Source organism: Chryseobacterium sp. WX, assembly GCF_029542485.1.
GTDB lineage: Bacteria > Bacteroidota > Bacteroidia > Flavobacteriales > Weeksellaceae > Chryseobacterium > Chryseobacterium cucumeris.
In genome coordinates, this window is record NZ_CP120710.1 from 637267 (window position 1) to 654501 (window position 17235).

General features: G+C 39.5%; 15 protein-coding genes. 9 read left to right on the plus strand and 6 right to left on the minus strand.

Features of this window, described 5'->3' with window-relative positions; genetic code table 11:
• Positions 1 to 510 precede the first annotated feature (510 nt).
• The 6 genes from PZ898_RS02785 to PZ898_RS02810 are packed head-to-tail and all read left to right on the plus strand — an operon-like array spanning position 511 to position 10472.
• Positions 511 to 2886 carry a glycoside hydrolase family 127 protein gene (locus PZ898_RS02785; protein ID WP_277694729.1) on the plus strand — a complete coding sequence of 792 codons (2376 nt, stop codon included), beginning with the start codon at positions 511 to 513 and terminating at the stop codon, positions 2884 to 2886.
• Between the two features lie 31 nt (positions 2887 to 2917).
• The gene (locus PZ898_RS02790) at positions 2918 to 4822 is read left to right on the plus strand and encodes a sialate O-acetylesterase (protein ID WP_277694730.1); all 1905 of its coding nucleotides are present in this window, start codon (positions 2918 to 2920) and stop codon (positions 4820 to 4822) included.
• Positions 4823 to 4849: 27 nt separating this feature from the next.
• A complete protein-coding gene (locus tag PZ898_RS02795; RefSeq protein ID WP_277694731.1) occupies positions 4850 to 6295 on the plus strand; it encodes an MFS transporter in 1446 nt (481 codons plus the stop codon).
• A gap of 10 nt (positions 6296 to 6305) precedes the next feature.
• Positions 6306 to 7415 (plus strand): endo-1,4-beta-xylanase, encoded by a 1110-nt coding sequence (locus PZ898_RS02800; RefSeq protein ID WP_277694732.1) that lies wholly within the window; start codon positions 6306 to 6308, stop codon positions 7413 to 7415.
• Between the two features lie 21 nt (positions 7416 to 7436).
• On the plus strand, positions 7437 to 8411 hold the full coding sequence (locus PZ898_RS02805; protein WP_062669834.1) for a glycoside hydrolase family 43 protein: 975 nt from the start codon (positions 7437 to 7439) through the stop codon (positions 8409 to 8411).
• A gap of 27 nt (positions 8412 to 8438) precedes the next feature.
• Entirely contained in the window at positions 8439 to 10472 is a 2034-nt protein-coding gene (locus PZ898_RS02810; protein ID WP_062669832.1) for an alpha-glucuronidase, read from the plus strand.
• Positions 10473 to 10594: 122 nt separating this feature from the next.
• Here the strand turns inward: PZ898_RS02810 and PZ898_RS02815 are convergent, their stop codons facing one another.
• Positions 10595 to 11191: a hypothetical protein gene (locus PZ898_RS02815; protein WP_062669830.1), complete on the minus strand. Its 597-nt coding sequence runs from the start codon at positions 11189 to 11191 to the stop codon at positions 10595 to 10597.
• A gap of 156 nt (positions 11192 to 11347) precedes the next feature.
• Between PZ898_RS02815 and PZ898_RS02820 the strand changes: the two genes are divergently transcribed.
• The 3 genes from PZ898_RS02820 (at position 11348) to PZ898_RS02830 (ending at position 13450) form a co-directional block, all read left to right on the plus strand.
• Positions 11348 to 12220 (plus strand): AraC family transcriptional regulator, encoded by an 873-nt coding sequence (locus tag PZ898_RS02820; protein WP_277694733.1) that lies wholly within the window; start codon positions 11348 to 11350, stop codon positions 12218 to 12220.
• Positions 12221 to 12396: 176 nt separating this feature from the next.
• The gene (locus PZ898_RS02825) at positions 12397 to 13197 is read left to right on the plus strand and encodes an HAD family hydrolase (RefSeq protein WP_062669826.1); all 801 of its coding nucleotides are present in this window, start codon (positions 12397 to 12399) and stop codon (positions 13195 to 13197) included.
• Between the two features lie 46 nt (positions 13198 to 13243).
• Positions 13244 to 13450, plus strand: coding sequence for a hypothetical protein (locus PZ898_RS02830; protein ID WP_062669825.1), 207 nt, complete (start codon positions 13244 to 13246; stop codon positions 13448 to 13450).
• 117 nt (positions 13451 to 13567) lie between these two features.
• On the opposite strand, the gene PZ898_RS02835 is transcribed toward PZ898_RS02830, so the two are convergent.
• Genes PZ898_RS02835 through PZ898_RS02855 form a run of 5 tightly spaced genes read right to left on the minus strand, consistent with a single transcriptional unit; the run spans position 13568 to position 17170 of the window.
• Complete coding sequence (locus tag PZ898_RS02835) at positions 13568 to 14389, minus strand: alpha/beta hydrolase (protein WP_120231029.1); 822 nt, start codon at positions 14387 to 14389, stop codon at positions 13568 to 13570.
• A gap of 49 nt (positions 14390 to 14438) precedes the next feature.
• Positions 14439 to 14957 carry a thioredoxin domain-containing protein gene (locus PZ898_RS02840; protein ID WP_277694734.1) on the minus strand — a complete coding sequence of 173 codons (519 nt, stop codon included), beginning with the start codon at positions 14955 to 14957 and terminating at the stop codon, positions 14439 to 14441.
• A gap of 2 nt (positions 14958 to 14959) precedes the next feature.
• Entirely contained in the window at positions 14960 to 15421 is a 462-nt protein-coding gene (locus PZ898_RS02845; RefSeq protein WP_277694735.1) for a redoxin domain-containing protein, read from the minus strand.
• Between the two features lie 4 nt (positions 15422 to 15425).
• Positions 15426 to 16118: a YoaK family protein gene (locus PZ898_RS02850; protein ID WP_277694736.1), complete on the minus strand. Its 693-nt coding sequence runs from the start codon at positions 16116 to 16118 to the stop codon at positions 15426 to 15428.
• A 5-nt stretch (positions 16119 to 16123) separates the two neighbouring features.
• The gene (locus tag PZ898_RS02855; protein WP_277694737.1) at positions 16124 to 17170 is read right to left on the minus strand and encodes a cupin domain-containing protein; all 1047 of its coding nucleotides are present in this window, start codon (positions 17168 to 17170) and stop codon (positions 16124 to 16126) included.
• Positions 17171 to 17235 lie beyond the last annotated feature (65 nt).

The window sequence follows — 17235 nt, forward strand, 5'->3', positions numbered from 1 at the left end:
TATATTTTACTACAAAGGTAAAGCTTTTATGAATATGATATTATATAAATGTGATTCATACACTTTTTAATCTGAATGATTTATTTCATTAAAATTATTCCTAACGGATATTTTGGGAGGTAAAACCTGTATCAAAACCGGAAAATATCACTGAAATCAGGTTAATCATACATGAATTGAATGTTAAAATTGTGTTAAAATTAAAAAGAAGATTAATAATAGTCAAGAAAAGGGACTTAACGTTAAAAATACGATAAGGTATTTGCTATATCTTTGAAATTTTTGCCAAAACATATCCTGAATTCATTTTCATAGGGAATCATATGGTTTTAAGGTTTTGTTTTACTGTAAATTAATTATCTTATTTTTTATGATAAGGTAGTGTGTTTTTTGTTGTTTTCAGGGCTTTATTGAAAGTTTTAAATGAAAAAATAAGTCAAACAGACTCAGGAAATGTTTCGTATATAGATTCTTTCTGTTATTTTAGAAATGTTGAATTAACATTTATCCATGACCCCAAAACTTTCGGTTATTTTATTGTGTTTTGCTTCATTTGCCTCAGCGCAGATGAATAAGAAAATTCATTATTTCCCTTTGGAAACTGTAAAGTTATCAGAGAGTGTTTTCAATAAAGCTATGATGGCAGACCGTCAATATCTCATGGCAATGGAACCTGACAGGCTGCTGGCTCCTTATCTTAAAGAAGCCGGGTTGAAACCCAGGGCAGATAATTATCCCAATTGGGAAAATACAGGACTGGACGGGCACATAGGAGGACATTATATTTCCGCATTATCCCTTATGTATGCTTCTACAGGAGATACTGCGATACAACAGAGAATTGATTATATGATCAGTGAGCTGGAACGGTGCCAGAAAACCTCTCCGGACGGATACATTTCAGGGATTCCCAACGGGAAAAAAATCTGGAAAGAAATAAAACAGGGAAATATTCGCGCTTCAGGCTTCGGTTTGAACGACCGATGGGTACCTTTATATAATATTCACAAACTGTACTCAGGGCTGCGCGATGCGTATTGGTATGCCAAAAATGAAAAAGCAAAGGCAATGCTTGTAAGGCTTACAGATTGGATGATGAATGAAGTGTCGGATCTTTCTGATGAACAGATACAGGATATGCTGCGCAGTGAACATGGAGGGCTCAACGAAGTTTTTGCAGATGTTTATGACATTACTCATGATAAAAAGTATCTGAAACTGGCTCACCGTTTTTCCCATCAGGCTATTCTTACACCGCTTTTATCAGGAGAAGATAAACTTACAGGACTGCATGCCAATACACAGATTCCAAAAGTAATCGGCTATAAACGTATTGCCGATCTTGAGAATAATACGTCCTGGAGTAATGCCGCTGATTTTTTCTGGCATAACGTTACAGAGAAAAGATCTTCAGTTATTGGTGGTAACAGTGTCAGTGAGCACTTTAACCCTGTCAATGATTTCAGCAGCATGATAAAAAGTATTGAAGGTCCGGAAACCTGCAATACCTACAATATGCTCAAGCTTACTAAAGAGCTTTATGCAACGCAGCCCGAATCATATTATATAGATTATTACGAAAAAGCATTATACAATCATATTCTTTCCACAGAAAATCATGATCAGGGAGGCTTTGTGTACTTTACGCCAATGCGTCCCGGACATTACCGTGTGTATTCACAGCCCCAGACCAGCTTCTGGTGCTGTGTAGGATCCGGAATGGAAAACCATGCCAAATATGGGGAAATGATTTATGCCTGGTCGGATAAGGATTTATTTGTAAACCTGTTTATTCCTTCCACATTGACATGGAAACAGCAAAAAGTAGTGCTCCGCCAGGTTAATAACTTCCCGGAAGTTCCTGAAACAACATTGATTTTCGATGCTGCAGGAAAATCAGAATTTGATGTAAAACTGAGATGCCCGGAATGGACGACACCTTCAGAAGTAAAAATTCTGATCAACGGAAAGCAGCAGAAAGCACAGCGTGGTTCTGACGGCTATTTTACACTGACCAAAAAATGGAAAAAAGGAGATGTCGTGAAAATGATTTTACCAATGCACCTTTCCGCAGAACAGATGCCTGACCGCTCCAGTTATTATGCATTTAAATACGGACCTGTGGTGCTTGCCGCAAAATACGGGACCGAAAACCAACAGGGACTCCTTGCGGACGATAGCAGAGGCGGCCATATTGCTCATGGTCCGCAGATCCCTTTAAACGAAATTCCCGTTATCCTCGGAAATTCTTCAGAAGTTGTCAGTCATGTTGCGCCTTCGAACAATAAACCGCTCAACTTTACCGTTACAGGTCTTTATCCGTCTGAAAAATTCGGGAAAGGTTTAGATCTTGTACCGTTTTACAGTATTCAGGCAGAAAGGTATATTCTGTACTGGCCACAGTCGGACAAAAATGGAATAGAAAATATACTGAAGCAAAGAGCAAAAGAAGAAGCAGAAACCAGAAAGCTGGATATGATCACCGCAGATAAGATCCAGCTGGGCGAACAGCAGCCAGAATCAGATCATTTTATAGAAAGCAAAGACTCTGGTACAGGATATATGGAAGACCGCCATTTCCGTGATGCCAAAGGCTGGTTCAGTTATCGGATGAAAAATACCGGAAAAAATGCTTCATACCTTTACCTGCTGTACTTTGATGCGAATACCAGCCGTACGCTGAATATTGAGATCAACGGTAAAAAAATCATTACCCAAAATCTGGAAGGAAAGTCAGGAAGTTTACCTCAATATCTGATTGTTCCGATTCCGGATTCAGAAAAGAATAAAGAAAATCTTAGTGTAAAATTCCTTGCAGATGAAAAACTCATGACCGCTAAAGTCATTGAAGTCCGGTTACTGACAGAAAATTACGAAAAGAAATAAAGCTGAACCAACATTAAAAACAGATTTTTCCATGAAGAACAGAACTCTATATTTATTATTTTTTCTTGCAGCTATTTGCAGTTTTCATGCAAAGGTAAGGCTTCCGGCATTGGTTTCAGACGGAATGATCCTTCAGAGAAATCAGGATCTTAAAATCTGGGGATATGCCGATGCAGGAGAAAAAATTACAATTAAGTTTATCAGTAAAACCTATAATGCCACAGCAGACCAAAGGGGAAACTGGTCTCTTATGCTTCCAAAGCTTAATGCCGGAGGTCCATATACCATGATGATTAATGAGATCACCCTTAAAGATATTCTCATTGGTGATGTATGGGTAGCCTCAGGACAATCCAATATGGAACTTCCGATGCGCAGGCTGACCCCTTTGTATGAAAATGAAATTAAAAACGCCAATAATCAGAATATAAGATTCTTCACTGTTCCGCAGAAATATAATTTTAAAGCTCCGCAAAATGATCTTGAAGGAGGGAAGTGGCAAAGTACCAATCCTCAGACTATTCTTGATTTTTCGGGAGTTGCTTATTTTTTTGCGAAAGAACTGAATGACAAAAACAAAGTTCCTGTAGGAATTATTCATACCAGTCTGGGAGGCTCTCCGGTTCAGGCCTGGATGGATGAAAAATCACTGAAAAAATATCCGGAATATCTCGCTGAAGCAGAAAAATGGAAAAACGATGACCTGATACAATCTACAGAATCCCAGGAAAGATTATTAAGCAAAGCATGGTATGCAGAGCTGGATCAGAGTGATATTGGTTTCAACCAGCACTGGGAAAAAGATAACGGAAATGATGCAGGATGGAAAACCATAATGCTGCCTGGATCATGGGAAGATCAGGAAGGCTCGTTTGACGGTTCGGTATGGTTCCGCAAAGAAATTATTCTTCCAAAAGGAGTGGATCAGAAAACGGCGTTTTTGAATCTGGGAAGAATAAAAGATGCCGATATTACTTACATCAACGGAATGAAAGTAGGCAATGTAACCTATGAATATCCGCCACGCTGGTATGACATTCCGAAAGGCGTTTTAAAAGAAGGAAAGAATACCATTACGGTTAGAGTTATCAATGGCAGCGGAAAAGGACAGTTTATTGCTGATAAGCCGTATTACCTGGAAATTGACGGACAAAAAATAGACCTTAAAGGCGAGTGGAAATATAAAATAGGAGCAAAAATGGAAAAAATGGCTCCCGGACAAACATTTATCCGCTGGAAGCCGGTAGGGCTTTACAATGCCATGATTAATCCGCTGATCAATTATAAAATCAAAGGATTTATCTGGTACCAGGGCGAAAGCAATACCGGAAAACCAAAAGAATATGGAGATTTATTGTCAACAATGATCTCAGACTGGCGTTCAAAATGGAATAAGAATGATCTGCCGTTCTTCATTGTGCAGCTGGCCAATTTCATGGAGAAAAAAGATGAACCGATTGAAAGCAACTGGGCTGAGCTGAGAGAACAGCAGAGACAGGTTTCTCTTAATGTTCCTTATTCAGGACTTGCGGTAGCGATTGATGTGGGAGAATGGAACGATATTCATCCGCTCAATAAAAAAACAGTGGGCGACAGGTTGGCTTTACAGGCCCTGAAAATCGGGGAAGGCAAAAAAATCATAGCTGACGGCCCCGTTTATCAGTCGATGAAAACAGAAGGCAATACCATTATTTTATCCTTTAAACCCGGAACAGACGATCTAATACAGGGAGAACTGAAAGGTTTTGCCATACAGCAGACAGACGGCCGCTACCAATGGGCAAAAGCAGAAGCAAAAGGAAATAAAGTTAGGGTATGGAATGATCAGGTCACCAATCCTGTCAATGTACGTTATGATTGGGCAGACAACCCAGACGGTAATCTTAAAAATAAAAGCGGACTTCCGGCTTCACCTTTTACAACAGAAAAAAATTAATTTAACATAGAAACCTTATTACAATCAATGGATCATCAGCCACAAAAAATATCGGTAATAGAAAAAGTAGGGTATAGCCTGGGAGATCTGGCAGCCAACCTTGTTTTTCAGACCTTAGTCACCTACCTGACCTATTTTTATACAGATATTTACGGACTCAAAGCAGAAGATGCTTCTGTTATCACCCTTACGGTAGGATTAATTGCCGGATTTGGTTTTAACCCGCTTATCGGAGCGCTGGCAGACCGTACAAGCTCACGATGGGGGAAATTCCGTCCATGGATTTTATTTACCGCTGTACCGCTTGGTATTGCAGCCCTGTTAGCCTTTAGCACGCCTCACTTTTCCTATCAGGGTAAAATGATTTATGCTGCGGTTACCTATTCATTATTATTGTTATTATACGCTTCCAATAACCTACCTTATGCTGCTCTGAGTGGCGTTATCACAGGAGATATGGGAGAAAGGAACAGTATTTCTTCGTACCGTTTTGTAGCTGTAATGTTTGCCCAGTTCTTTGTACAGGTATTTATGCTGCCTATCATTCTATATGTAGGACATGGAGATAAAGCACAGGGAATTGAGACCGTTATGACATGGTTGGCTGTGATTGGATCCATCATGCTTTTGATTACCTTTTTTACCACCAAAGAAAGAATCATTCCCAAACCGGAGCAGAAATCAAGTCTGAAAGAGGATTTAAAAGATTTATTTCAAAACAGACCATGGATTATTATGCTTACCGTGACCGCATTTATATTCATCACGCTGGCCATGAAAGGAGGATCTTATGTATATTATTTTAACAACTATGTAGATGAGAGTGCCCTGAAGAACTTTATTTCACCTATTACAGCATTTTTTAATTCTGCAGGGATGAATTTCTTTGGGGAAGACCCGAAATCTGCCGGGTTCGGATTATTTAATGCAGGAGGAATTGTCATGATGATTGTAGGCATTACTTTTTCTAAAAAACTGGCAGACAGATTTGGAAAAAGAGATACTTTTATTGCTTCATTATTCATATCTACATTATTCATCCTCGCTTTTATATTTTATCCTCCGAAAGCAGTGGGAATGATGTTCCTGTCACAGATTTTACACGGATTCTTTTATGGAATCAGCACACCGCTTTTGTGGGCAATGATTGCTGATGTGGCCGACTATTCGGAATGGAAGAATAACCGCAGGGCAACGGCTATTATCTTTTCTGCCATGATGGTAGGATTGAAAGTAGGTCTAAGCATTGGAAGCTCTCTGGTAGCTTTGATTATTGGAAAATACGGATACATTTCAGTACACGGGAGCGAGCAGGTGATTCAGCCTGAAACAGTGGCGGCAGGAGCCAAAATGCTTGTGAGCATATTCCCGTCCATTCCGTTTTTCATTGCCTGCGGACTGCTTTTATTTTACAAAATCAATAAAAAAATGGAAGTTCAGATTGAAAAAGATCTGGCTGAAAGAAGAAAATAAAAAAATTACTATGAAACGTATTTTAATTGGTTTGGCGGCTCTTACCGCTTCCGGGCTGTCGGCGCAGAAGTCTGACGGTACTTTAAAAAAAGCATTTCAGGATAAATTCTATATCGGAACTGCCATGAGCCTTCCCCAGATTGACGGGACAGATCAGAAGGCCGCAGTGATTATCAAAAAACAATTCAGCTCTGTTGTTGCGGAAAACTGTATGAAATCTATGTTCCTGCAGCCTCAGGAAGGAAAGTTCTTCTTTGATGACGCCGATAAATTTGTTGATTTCGGGATGAAAAACAATATGTTCATCATCGGACATACGTTAATCTGGCATTCACAGCTTCCAAAATGGTTTTTTTCAGATAAAAATGGAAAAGATGTTTCTCCGGAAGTGTTGAAAAAACGCATGAAAAACCACATAACAACGGTAGTTTCCCGTTACAAAGGGAAAGTAAAAGGATGGGATGTGGTGAATGAAGCCATTCTTGAAGACGGAACCTACAGGAAAAGTAAGTTTTACGAAATTCTGGGTGAAGATTTTATTCCTTTGGCATTTCATTATGCACAGGAAGCTGATCCCAATGCAGAATTATATTACAACGATTATAATGAATGGTATCCTGAAAAGGTAAAAACAGTCATTGCAATGGTTGAGAAACTTAAATCAAGAGGAATCCGTATTGATGGAGTAGGAATGCAGGCCCATGTCGGAATGGATAACCCTTCTATCGATGAATATGGAAAAGCAATTCTGGCCTATTCCAATGCCGGAGTTAAAGTCAATATTACGGAGCTGGAAATTAGTGCGCTGCCTTCTCCATGGGGCAGTTCTGCCAATATTTCAGATACCGTTGCCTACCAGAAAGAAATGAATCCTTACACCAAAGGACTTCCCAGGGAAGTAGAAACGAAATGGGAAAAACGTTATCTTGATTTCTTTGGCTTGTTCTTACAACATAAAGATAAAATAAGAAGGGTAACTTTATGGGGAGTAACCGACAAACAATCCTGGAAAAACGATTTCCCGGTAAAAGGAAGAACAGATTACCCGTTACTATTTGACAGAAAAGACCAGGAGAAACCTGTGGTACAAAAAATAATAAAACTGGCAGAGAAAAATTAAAATCAATAGAATTTTTACTTAATGAAAAAATCAAAATATTTATTTCCGGAAGATTATATGGCAGATCCTTCCGTTCATGTTTTTGAAGATAAAATCTATATCTATCCTTCCCACGACCGCGAAAGCGGAATTGAAGAAAACGATAACGGAGATCACTTCGATATGAATGATTACCATGTTTTCTCAATGGATGATGTGGACAGCGGAGAAATTAAAGATCATGGCGTGGTGCTTTCGGTAAAAGATATTCCATGGGCGGGAAGACAGCTTTGGGATTGTGATGTTGCCTTCAAAGACGGGAAGTATTATATGTACTTTCCCCTGAAAGACCAAAATGATATCTTCAGAATCGGTGTTGCAGTGAGTGATAAACCTTACGGACCTTTCATTCCTGAAAAACATCCGATGATGGGAAGTTACAGCATCGATCCCTGCATTTTTGAAGATAAAGGAAAATATTATATGTATTTTGGAGGGATCTGGGGTGGACAATTGCAGCGATACAGAGATAATAAAGCACTTGAATCTGCTATAATTCCAGAAAATAATGAACCCGCAATCCATTCAAAAGTGGCACTGCTGAGCGATGATATGCTTCAATTTGCGGAAGCTCCTAAAGACGTTGTCATCATCGATGAAAACGGAAAACCATTGCTTCATGGTGATAAGCACCGCTTTTTTGAAGCGTCATGGATGCATCAGTACAATGGCAAATATTATTTTTCTTATTCTACAGGAGACACCCACCTGATTTGCTATGCGACCGGGGATAATCCTTATGGTCCGTTTACGTTTCAGGGTGAAATTCTTACTCCGGTGGTTGGATGGACCACTCATCATAGTATTGTGGAATTCAAAGGGAAATGGTATCTGTTTTTCCATGATTCTGTTCCGAGTGGTGGTAAAACATGGCTGAGGAGTATGAAAGTGATTGAACTGGAATACGATCACGAAGGTAAAATCAAAACGATTGAAGGTCTTGATGACCAGTCATAGTCATCTTTAATAACTTAAAATTTTTCAATGCGATATCTGAGATTCAACATTCTATTTTTGCTGATATTTCCTTTGCTGGTTTTCGCGGAGGACGGAAGTCAGCTATGGCTTCGGTTTCCTGCAAAAAACGGAATATCGGCAGATAAAATTATTTCCAAAGGCAGCAGTCCAACCCTGAATATTGCCAGAAAAGAGCTGGGCAGCCACTGGCAGGGACAGACGGTGGAACTTCGTACCGAAAACAAAGAGAAAAACCTGAAAGACGGTTACAGGATTGTTTCCACGCCTGAAAAAATTGTTATTTCTGCGGGTAAAGAAATAGGACTGTTGTATGGAGTCTATCATATCTTACGATTGCAGCAGACAAAAGCCGATCTGTCCCATTTAAATACGATTGAAAAACCTTCATATGATGTAAGGATTCTGAATCATTGGGATAATCTGGACGGAAGCATTGAAAGAGGATACGCCGGAAGATCACTTTGGAAATGGGAAGATTTACCGGGTAAAATTTCTCCGCGCTACGAAGAATATGCAAGAGCAAATGCTTCCGTAGGAATCAATTCCGTTGTTTTGAATAATGTGAATGCATCGCCCAATATGCTTAGGGAAGATTATCTTAAAAAAGTAAGGGTTCTGGCTGATATTTTCAGGCCTTATGGCATCAGGGTATATCTTTCCGTCAATTTTTCTTCACCTAAAGTGCTGGGCGGATTACAGAACTCAGATCCATTGAATAAAGACGTACAGAAATGGTGGAAAGATAAAGCAGCTGAAATTTACAAGTTGATTCCTGATTTCGGTGGATTTTTGGTGAAAGCCAATTCCGAAGGCCAGCCTGGCCCTCAGGATTACGGAAGAACCCATGCAGACGGAGCCAATATGTTGGCTGATGCCTTAAAACCTTACAACGGAATCGTCATGTGGAGAGCCTTTGTATACAGTCCGAGCAAAGACGACAGAGCCAAACAGGCTTATCTGGAATTTGTACCTCTGGACGGTAAATTCAGGGATAATGTGATTATTCAGATCAAAAACGGACCTGTTGATTTTCAGCCCCGTGAAGCATTTAATCCACTTTTTGGAGCTTTAAGAAAAACTTCTGAAATGGTAGAATTTCAGATTACCCAGGAATATCTGGGCTTTTCAAACCATCTCGTTTTCCTGGCTCCATTATTCAAGGAAACATTGGACAGCGATACTTATTCTGACGGACAGGGATCCACGATTGCAAAAATTACAGACGGCACATTAAGACCTGCAAAATTGACAGCCATTTCAGCCGTTGCCAATATAGGGGAAGATACCAACTGGACCGGACATCATTTTGCACAGGCCAACTGGTATGCATTCGGGAGATTGGCATGGAATCATCAGCTGACCTCACAGCAGATTGCAGAGGAATGGATTAAAATGACATTCACAGACGATCAGAACTTTCTGAATCCGGTAAAAGAAATGATGCTTTCTTCCAGAGAAACTGCTGTGGATTATATGATGCCGTTAGGATTACACCATATCTTTGCAGGAGGCCATCACTACGGCCCTGAACCGTGGGGAGATTATAAAGGCGGAAGACCGGACTGGTCCCCTGTCTATTACCATCAGGCTGATGCTAAAGGGTTAGGTTTTGACAGAACAAAAACAGGAAGTAATGCGGTTTCACAGTATTTTACACCACTGAATGAAAGATACGGGAATATCTCAACCTGCCCGGAAAATCTTATCCTGTGGTTTCATCATGTTCCGTGGGATTATACAATGAAAGATGGAAAATCTTTGTGGGATGAGCTGTGCTATACCTATGATTCCGGGGTGAAGAAGGTAAGGGATTATCAGAAAACCTGGGATAGAATGGAACCTTATATTGATAAACAGAGATTTGCTGATGTTCAGTCAAAGCTTAAAATTCAATCTAAGGATGCGGTATGGTGGAAAGATGCCTGCCTGCTGTATTTCCAGACTTTTTCCAAAAAGCCGATTCCTTACGACACAGAACGTCCTGTTCATGAACTGGAAGATCTGAAAAAGATTAAACTGAACATGGGCCATCACAATTAAAAAATGAGGCAGCTCTTTTTCTGTTAGGAAATGGAGCTGCCTCAAAACAATAAACTGTAAGTAAAATTTTAATCCAAAATAATTGGAATGATCGATAGGTCAATCTATCTGTATATTCCGTTTTATCGGAGAGAAATTATTTTATTAAAAACATTTCCGTTTTCTTCTACCTGGATGATATACTGATCAGCAGTTTTAGGATCAAGATCAAAAGTGATATCTACCTTGCCGTCAGCATATTTTTTATTCGAAGTATAGTACGTTGTATTGGAAAGGTCATATACTGAAATGCTTACAGTACCTTTTACATCAGACATGTGAAGCTTGGCCATATGCCCGGAAATTGTATATTCAGGCTTATTCACAGCGCTTACAGGTGTTTTTTCCACCTCCATTACATTATCAGCATTAATTTTTATCTTGTATTTCTCTATCTTGGCTTCTGATTCTGCTACCAGATAATACGTTCCCGGTGTAAAGTTTTGAAAATCATAAGTCTTCATCACATGATCTCCATCTTTAAGATTTTCGGAAAATAGTTCATCATGTGCAGTGTTATAAACAAAAACAGAAACACTTTTAGCATTTGAAAGCTCAAAGTTCAGGGTTTTGTCTTGTACATTTCCAAAGGAAAGGGAAAAATCTCTATCCTTACTCATTACGTTTGCTGAGAACAATAAGGCTCCTGCAAAAAATACGGCTTTTAATAATGTGCTCATGGGTTAAGGCTTTTAGGATTAATACTGCAAAGCTATTGCAGCAATAATTCTCACGCTATAATTAAATTTTCATATTGATGTACTATATTAACCTTGTTTAATGATATTAATGTATTATTTGTTAATTTTGCATATGAAATTATTTGTATTTGTCCTATGAAACATGTAAATCCTTCTTTTGAGGCGGTAAGACCTACTATAGGAAGCAGTTTTACCAGTCTTAAATTTCTGACTAATGAGAATATAAAATCTCATGTCTGGCATTACCATCCTGAGGTTGAGCTTATTTTTGTATGCAAAGGCTCCGGGAAGAGACAGATCGGAAGCAGTATCACTTATTTTTCAGAAGGAGATCTTGTACTGATAGGAAGCAATCTTCCACATTGTGGACTGACCAATGAAAGTACGCATAATGAGTATGAAATGGTCATCCAGTTTAAGCCTGACTTTCTGGGAGAACCTGTTTGGGATATACCGGAGATGCAAAGGATTTCGGCTCTGCTGGAAAAGTCAAAGGCAGGAATCGTATTCGGGGAAGAGGTGAAGAAAACAATCGGGAAAGAGATTACGGAGATGCATCAAACTTCTTCACTGGACAAGCTGTGCAGGTTTCTGAAAATTTTGGATGAACTGTCTGTGACTCAGGATTACAGGATTTTAAATGCAGGAAAATATTACCTTCAGACGCAGGTTGAAGACAATGAAAGAATCAATCTTATTTTCAATTACGTTAAAGATCATTTTAAAGAAGCTATAACCCTCGAAGAAATGGCTGATCTTGCCAATATGAAAGTGCCGTCTTTCTGCCGTTATTTTAAAAAAATTACCAATAAGACCTTTACGCAGTTTGTTAACGAATACAGAATTACCCATGCCCTTAAGCTTCTGGCGGAACAGCCATTGAGTATCACAGAAGTTTGCTTTGAATCAGGGTTTAATAACTTCAGCTATTTTAACAGGACTTTTAAAGATTACATCCAAAAAAGCCCTTCTCAATACCGGAAAGAATTTAATTACTTTATCCAATAGTTTTATACGAAAATGCTGGCAAAGTCTCAGCGGGACATTACTTCGGAACAAAGTGCAGCTATATTAAGAAACCTTCCCACCATTCATTGCAAGAAAAAATAATAAATCAATATCTTTGAAAAGAATAAGCAAATGACGATTCTGTTGCAAACAGAATATTGTTTTTAAATAAAATTATGGAACAGATTAAATTAATTGTGACGGACATGGATGGGACGTTTCTCAATTCCAGCCATGAAATGAGCCCTGAGTTTGCAGAAGTTTATAAAGAACTGAAAAAAAGAAATATTGTATTTGTACCCGCAAGCGGAAGACAGATGCCGGGAATTACCCATTACTTCGTAGAAATAGAAAGTGAGATTGGTTTTATTGCTGAGAACGGAGGGTATGTTATCTATAAAGATCAGGAGCTTTTTGCCGATACACTGGAATACAAATATATTGTGGAAATCATCAAAGCTGTTCGTGAAATACCAGGCGCCAAAGCTGTATTATCTGCTAAAAAAATGGCTTATTATGAGACCGAAGATCAGCAGTTTGTAGATTTTTTCTCAAAGTATTATACCGAAAATATGAAAACGGATGATCTTACGGAAAAAATTGATGATACAGCTTTTAAAATAGCAGTCTATCATCCTGATGGTTCAGAAAAACACCTGTATCCGGCTCTTAAAAAATTTGAAGAATTCGGTCTTGAGGTAGTTATTTCAGGAGCGCATTGGCTGGATGTTATGAATAAGGATATCAATAAAGGGAATGCTCTGAAAATCTTACAGAAATCTTTGGGTATTTCTCCTGAAAATACAATGGCTTTCGGGGATTATATGAACGATATAGAAATGCTGAAGAATGCAAAATACTCTTACGCCATGAAAAATGCGCATCCCAATGTAAAGCAGATCGCTAATTTTGAAGCATGTACCAATGACAGCTTCGGGGTTCTGAAAACAATTAAAGATTATCTGCATGTGAATTGATATTTCCTAAAACGATACTACCAGAAACACTATTAAATATAAGGATATGAACAAACCAAGCGCAAGAAAACCCGCCAAACCCTGCTATGAGCATATTGGAGGAAAATTAGGGCAGCTTCTGCTGGAACAATTTGTAGAGAAGGGCTGGATTGCCAAGGATAATCCTGCCGAACGGCAATATTACATTACAGATAAAGGAACAGAAGAATTTACAAAACTCGGGATTGACCTTTCAAAAATAAAGGGTGAATAAAAAGTAAAAAATAGTGGAACTATAAAGTTTTGTTTTTCAATGTGTTCTATTGTCTTGAATAATACAAAGATGAACCCTTGAAAGGTTCATCTTTGTTGTTTAGAAAAGTATTGATACTTATGATCTGATAAATTCCAAAAGGTCTTTATTAATGGTTTGATGTTCCGTAGTCGGCATTCCGTGAGGGAATCCCGGATACGTGATCAGTTTTCCGTTCTTTAATAATTTAATTGATTTTAATGCTGCATTGGCAATAGGAACGATCTGGTCATCTTCGCCATGCATCACCAGGACAGGAATATCCACTGCTTTTAAATCTTCGGTTAAATCTGTTTCCGAAAAGGCTTTAATTCCGTCATAATGGGCTACAATTCCGCCCATTAATCCCTGTCTCCACCAGTTTCTCTGTACACCGTCTTTTACGTTCGCTCCTTCTCTGTTGTAGCCGTAGAAAGGAAAAGTCAGATCATAATAAAACTGGTTTCTGTTATTCATAGTCTGTTCCCTGATATTGTCGAAGACTTCCATCGGAACGCCGTCAGGATTGTTCTCACTTTTCACCATTACCGGTGGAATGGCACTGATCAGAACCGCTTTCTTAGCTCTTCCATTCGAGTATTTATTCACATAGCGGATTACTTCACCACCACCAGTTGAGTGCCCGATGTGTACAACATCTTTCAGATCTAAAAATTCAACCAGCTCAGCGGCATCAGAAGCGTATTGTTCAATAGTGTGATTATAGATATTCTGGCTGGAACGCCCGTGACCTCTTCTGTCGTGGGTAACCACCCTGTATCCTCTCTGTAAAAAGAAAATTACCTGTGCATCCCAGTCATCAGATGATAAAGGCCATCCGTGGTGAAACATCAGTACAGGTCCTTCTCCCTGATCTTTGTAAAAAATTTCTGTTCCGTCTTTTAATGTTAATGTGCTCATGTTGTTTATTTTTAATGTTATGAATTGATTTTGTTTAAATATTTTCTGATTAATAGGCTGTGTTTTCACGTACCAACTGGAAAAGATCTTCTGCACCGCCATTGAATTTATTTCCGTTAATGAAAAAAGAAGGAGTTCCGTTCACTCCGCTGACGATACCGCTTTCAAAGTCTGTATCTACTTTTTCTGCTAATTCCTTCTTATGAATATCAGCTTTGAATTGGGGAATATTTAATCCCAGTTTTTCTGCAAGCTTTAACGGAAGATCAGCATTCAGATATTCCTGGTTTTCATAAATAGCATCATGCATTTCCCAGAATTTTCCCTGCAAAGCTGCCGCTTCTGCTGCCAGCGCTGCTGTTCTTGCATACTGATGCATTTCTGACAGAGGAAAATTTCTAAATACAAATCTGATCTGATCTCCAAATTCCTTTAGTAACTCTTTAAGAACCGGATAGGCTGCTCCGCAGTAAGGACACTGATAATCCCCGTATTCTACAATGACTAAGCTGGCATCTGAGCTGCCCTGAGTGTGGTCAGCATTGCTGACTGATGGTTTAAGTGACATAATTATTTTGTGTTAAGGTTTTCTAATGCTTCTAAAATTCCGTCTGCACCAGGATTAATGGCGGTGGGAGAGAGGTAGCTCCATTCGATGATGCCGTCTTTATTGATGACAAAAAGGGCTCTGTTGCATTCTCCTTCTTCGTCATTGTAAACACCATATTTCCTGGCTGTTTCTCCCTTGGCTTCAAAGTCTGCAAGCAGTGGAAAGTGCAGGTTTCTGGATTGTGAAAATGCCAGGTGGCACCATTTGCTGTCTACGGAAATTCCGAAAATCTCCGCATCATATTTTTTGAAATACTTCAGCATTTCGTTGTATAATGCCATCTGGTCACTGCACACCGGGCTCCAGTCTGCCGGGTAAAATGCAATAATGACATTTCGTCCTCTGAATTCGGATAAGGTAATCTTCTGATCCGGGGTTGCAAATAATGTAAAATCAGGGGCAACCGTATTTTTTTGTAGCATAGGATTAGTTTTTAATCGTTGGAATTGGTATTGTGAATGTAGAGATGAGCAGTAAGGCTGCGGGAAAAATCAGCGTCCAGTTTCCTGAATAAAAGAGCAGGAAAGGAGCTGCTGAAGCACCCGAGAGGAAACCCACCCATAAGAATAACAAATGAAAAATATTCACTTTGTATTCCTTCCGCTCGTCTGCCTGATTACTCATGACAAACAGAGCAGCTGTTCTTGCCAGACTGTTTAAAGTACCTGTCACAAAATCGGTATTGATCTTTTGGTTACCTACCGAAGTGACAATGGTGTTCATAAGACTCATTGAGAAACCGATAACAGCTATAGTCACTCCATTGGCAATATGTTCATAGTAATCACTGATGCTGTAAAGGATCATGATTCCGGAAACTGTGTAGAAGATCATCTTTGTGCTTCTGAACTTCTTTGATAATGATAGACACGTTCCTGTGTAAATTCCTGCCAGAAAAAAGCTGATCACTATAACAGAACTGATGATAACACTATATTTTTCACTGAAAACTGCTGCACCTAACTGGGTCGTATTGCCGCTCATAAAAGAAACGTAGGTTTTCCATTGTATCAGTCCTGTGGCATCTGTATATCCTGCGATAAAAGCCAGGAATACTGCCAGTTTCTCCTGCGTTCTGACGGTCTTGTCAGGGAGCAGGATTTTTGTTTCCGGAAGCACAGGCGCTATTTTCCAGGTTTGATGAATACTTTCTTTTCCGGAAATTTCTCTATTTCTCCTTCCTTCAGTCCGAAATTGGTGATGACCACATCTTTAGGGTTTCCTGCCAGCCATTCGCTGATATCAATGGATTCATAGGTGCCGCTATTAAATCCGATCAATACCTTACAGACGGTATCTCCGGTATTTTTGATATAGTGCCCGGCTCCCATAGGTACATAGCCTACATCACCGGCATTGAACTGTTCTGTGACAGAAACTCCTTCCGCCAGGAATACCGACATTTCTGCCTGTCCGGATATAAAATACTGCCACTCATCTGCATTAGGATGCCAGTGCATTTCTCTTAAAGCGCCGGGCTGCAGCTCCAGCACAGAACCTGCCATTGTGGTGCTGATCGGAAAATCCTTACTCGTAACCAATCTTTGGAGACCACCGCCGGGAATGATTCTTGGCTGCTGGGAATGCAGAGGATAGCGGTGCAGGCTTGTCAGTTCAATGTCTGATTCCTCAGGACGGGCTGTGGCATTCACGGACAGTTCATCCGGAACGACTCCCGCTGCGAAGTAAACCTCTTTCTGTGGAAGTTCTGCTACTTCTTCAAGGCTTAGTCCTAAATTCTGTGCAACGATTTCAGGTGGCACACTTGACAGAAAATCTGTAACGCTGAAGGTATGGTCTTCCGAAAAGTTACCATTGTCAAAAATCAGAATGAAATGACATTCCTCTGTTCCGGTAGCCTGGATGGAATGTCCGTAGCCTTTCGGGAAATACCATACGTCACCAGGTTCAAAATTATCAGTATAACTTCGTCCGTCCGGATGAATAATCGTTGTACGTACCGTTCCTGAAATTACATACGCCCATTCTGCGGCATTGGCATGCCAGTGAAGTTCTCTCATGCTTCCGGGCTGTAATCTCATGGAAACTCCGGCAATACCTACAGAAGCAGGGAATTCTTTTACGGAAGCACCTCTTGTTGTACCGCCGTCATTGGTACGCGGTTCTTTTTTTTCTAATTCGTATCTGAAACTTAATGATGATGGATTCATAGTATTATTTTTTCTGTGATTAATGCTCTTTGTTTTTGCTATTGTAAAGCTACTTCTGAATTTTA

Bases quoted from the DNA above. Each gene is read 5' to 3' on its own strand.
- PZ898_RS02810 (WP_062669832.1), top strand. From the start codon at position 8,439: ATGCGATATCTGAGATTCAACATTCTATTTTTGCTGATATTTCCTTTG.
- PZ898_RS02840 (WP_277694734.1), bottom strand. From the start codon at position 14,957: ATGTCACTTAAACCATCAGTCAGCAATGCTGACCACACTCAGGGCAGC.
- PZ898_RS02835 (WP_120231029.1), bottom strand. From the start codon at position 14,389: ATGAGCACATTAACATTAAAAGACGGAACAGAAATTTTTTACAAAGAT.
- PZ898_RS02825 (WP_062669826.1), top strand. From the start codon at position 12,397: ATGGAACAGATTAAATTAATTGTGACGGACATGGATGGGACGTTTCTC.
- PZ898_RS02795 (WP_277694731.1), top strand. From the start codon at position 4,850: ATGGATCATCAGCCACAAAAAATATCGGTAATAGAAAAAGTAGGGTAT.
- PZ898_RS02820 (WP_277694733.1), top strand. From the start codon at position 11,348: ATGAAACATGTAAATCCTTCTTTTGAGGCGGTAAGACCTACTATAGGA.
- PZ898_RS02800 (WP_277694732.1), top strand. From the start codon at position 6,306: ATGAAACGTATTTTAATTGGTTTGGCGGCTCTTACCGCTTCCGGGCTG.
- PZ898_RS02805 (WP_062669834.1), top strand. From the start codon at position 7,437: ATGAAAAAATCAAAATATTTATTTCCGGAAGATTATATGGCAGATCCT.
- PZ898_RS02785 (WP_277694729.1), top strand. From the start codon at position 511: ATGACCCCAAAACTTTCGGTTATTTTATTGTGTTTTGCTTCATTTGCC.
- PZ898_RS02845 (WP_277694735.1), bottom strand. From the start codon at position 15,421: ATGCTACAAAAAAATACGGTTGCCCCTGATTTTACATTATTTGCAACC.
- PZ898_RS02830 (WP_062669825.1), top strand. From the start codon at position 13,244: ATGAACAAACCAAGCGCAAGAAAACCCGCCAAACCCTGCTATGAGCAT.
- PZ898_RS02815 (WP_062669830.1), bottom strand. From the start codon at position 11,191: ATGAGCACATTATTAAAAGCCGTATTTTTTGCAGGAGCCTTATTGTTC.
- PZ898_RS02790 (WP_277694730.1), top strand. From the start codon at position 2,918: ATGAAGAACAGAACTCTATATTTATTATTTTTTCTTGCAGCTATTTGC.
- PZ898_RS02855 (WP_277694737.1), bottom strand. From the start codon at position 17,170: ATGAATCCATCATCATTAAGTTTCAGATACGAATTAGAAAAAAAAGAA.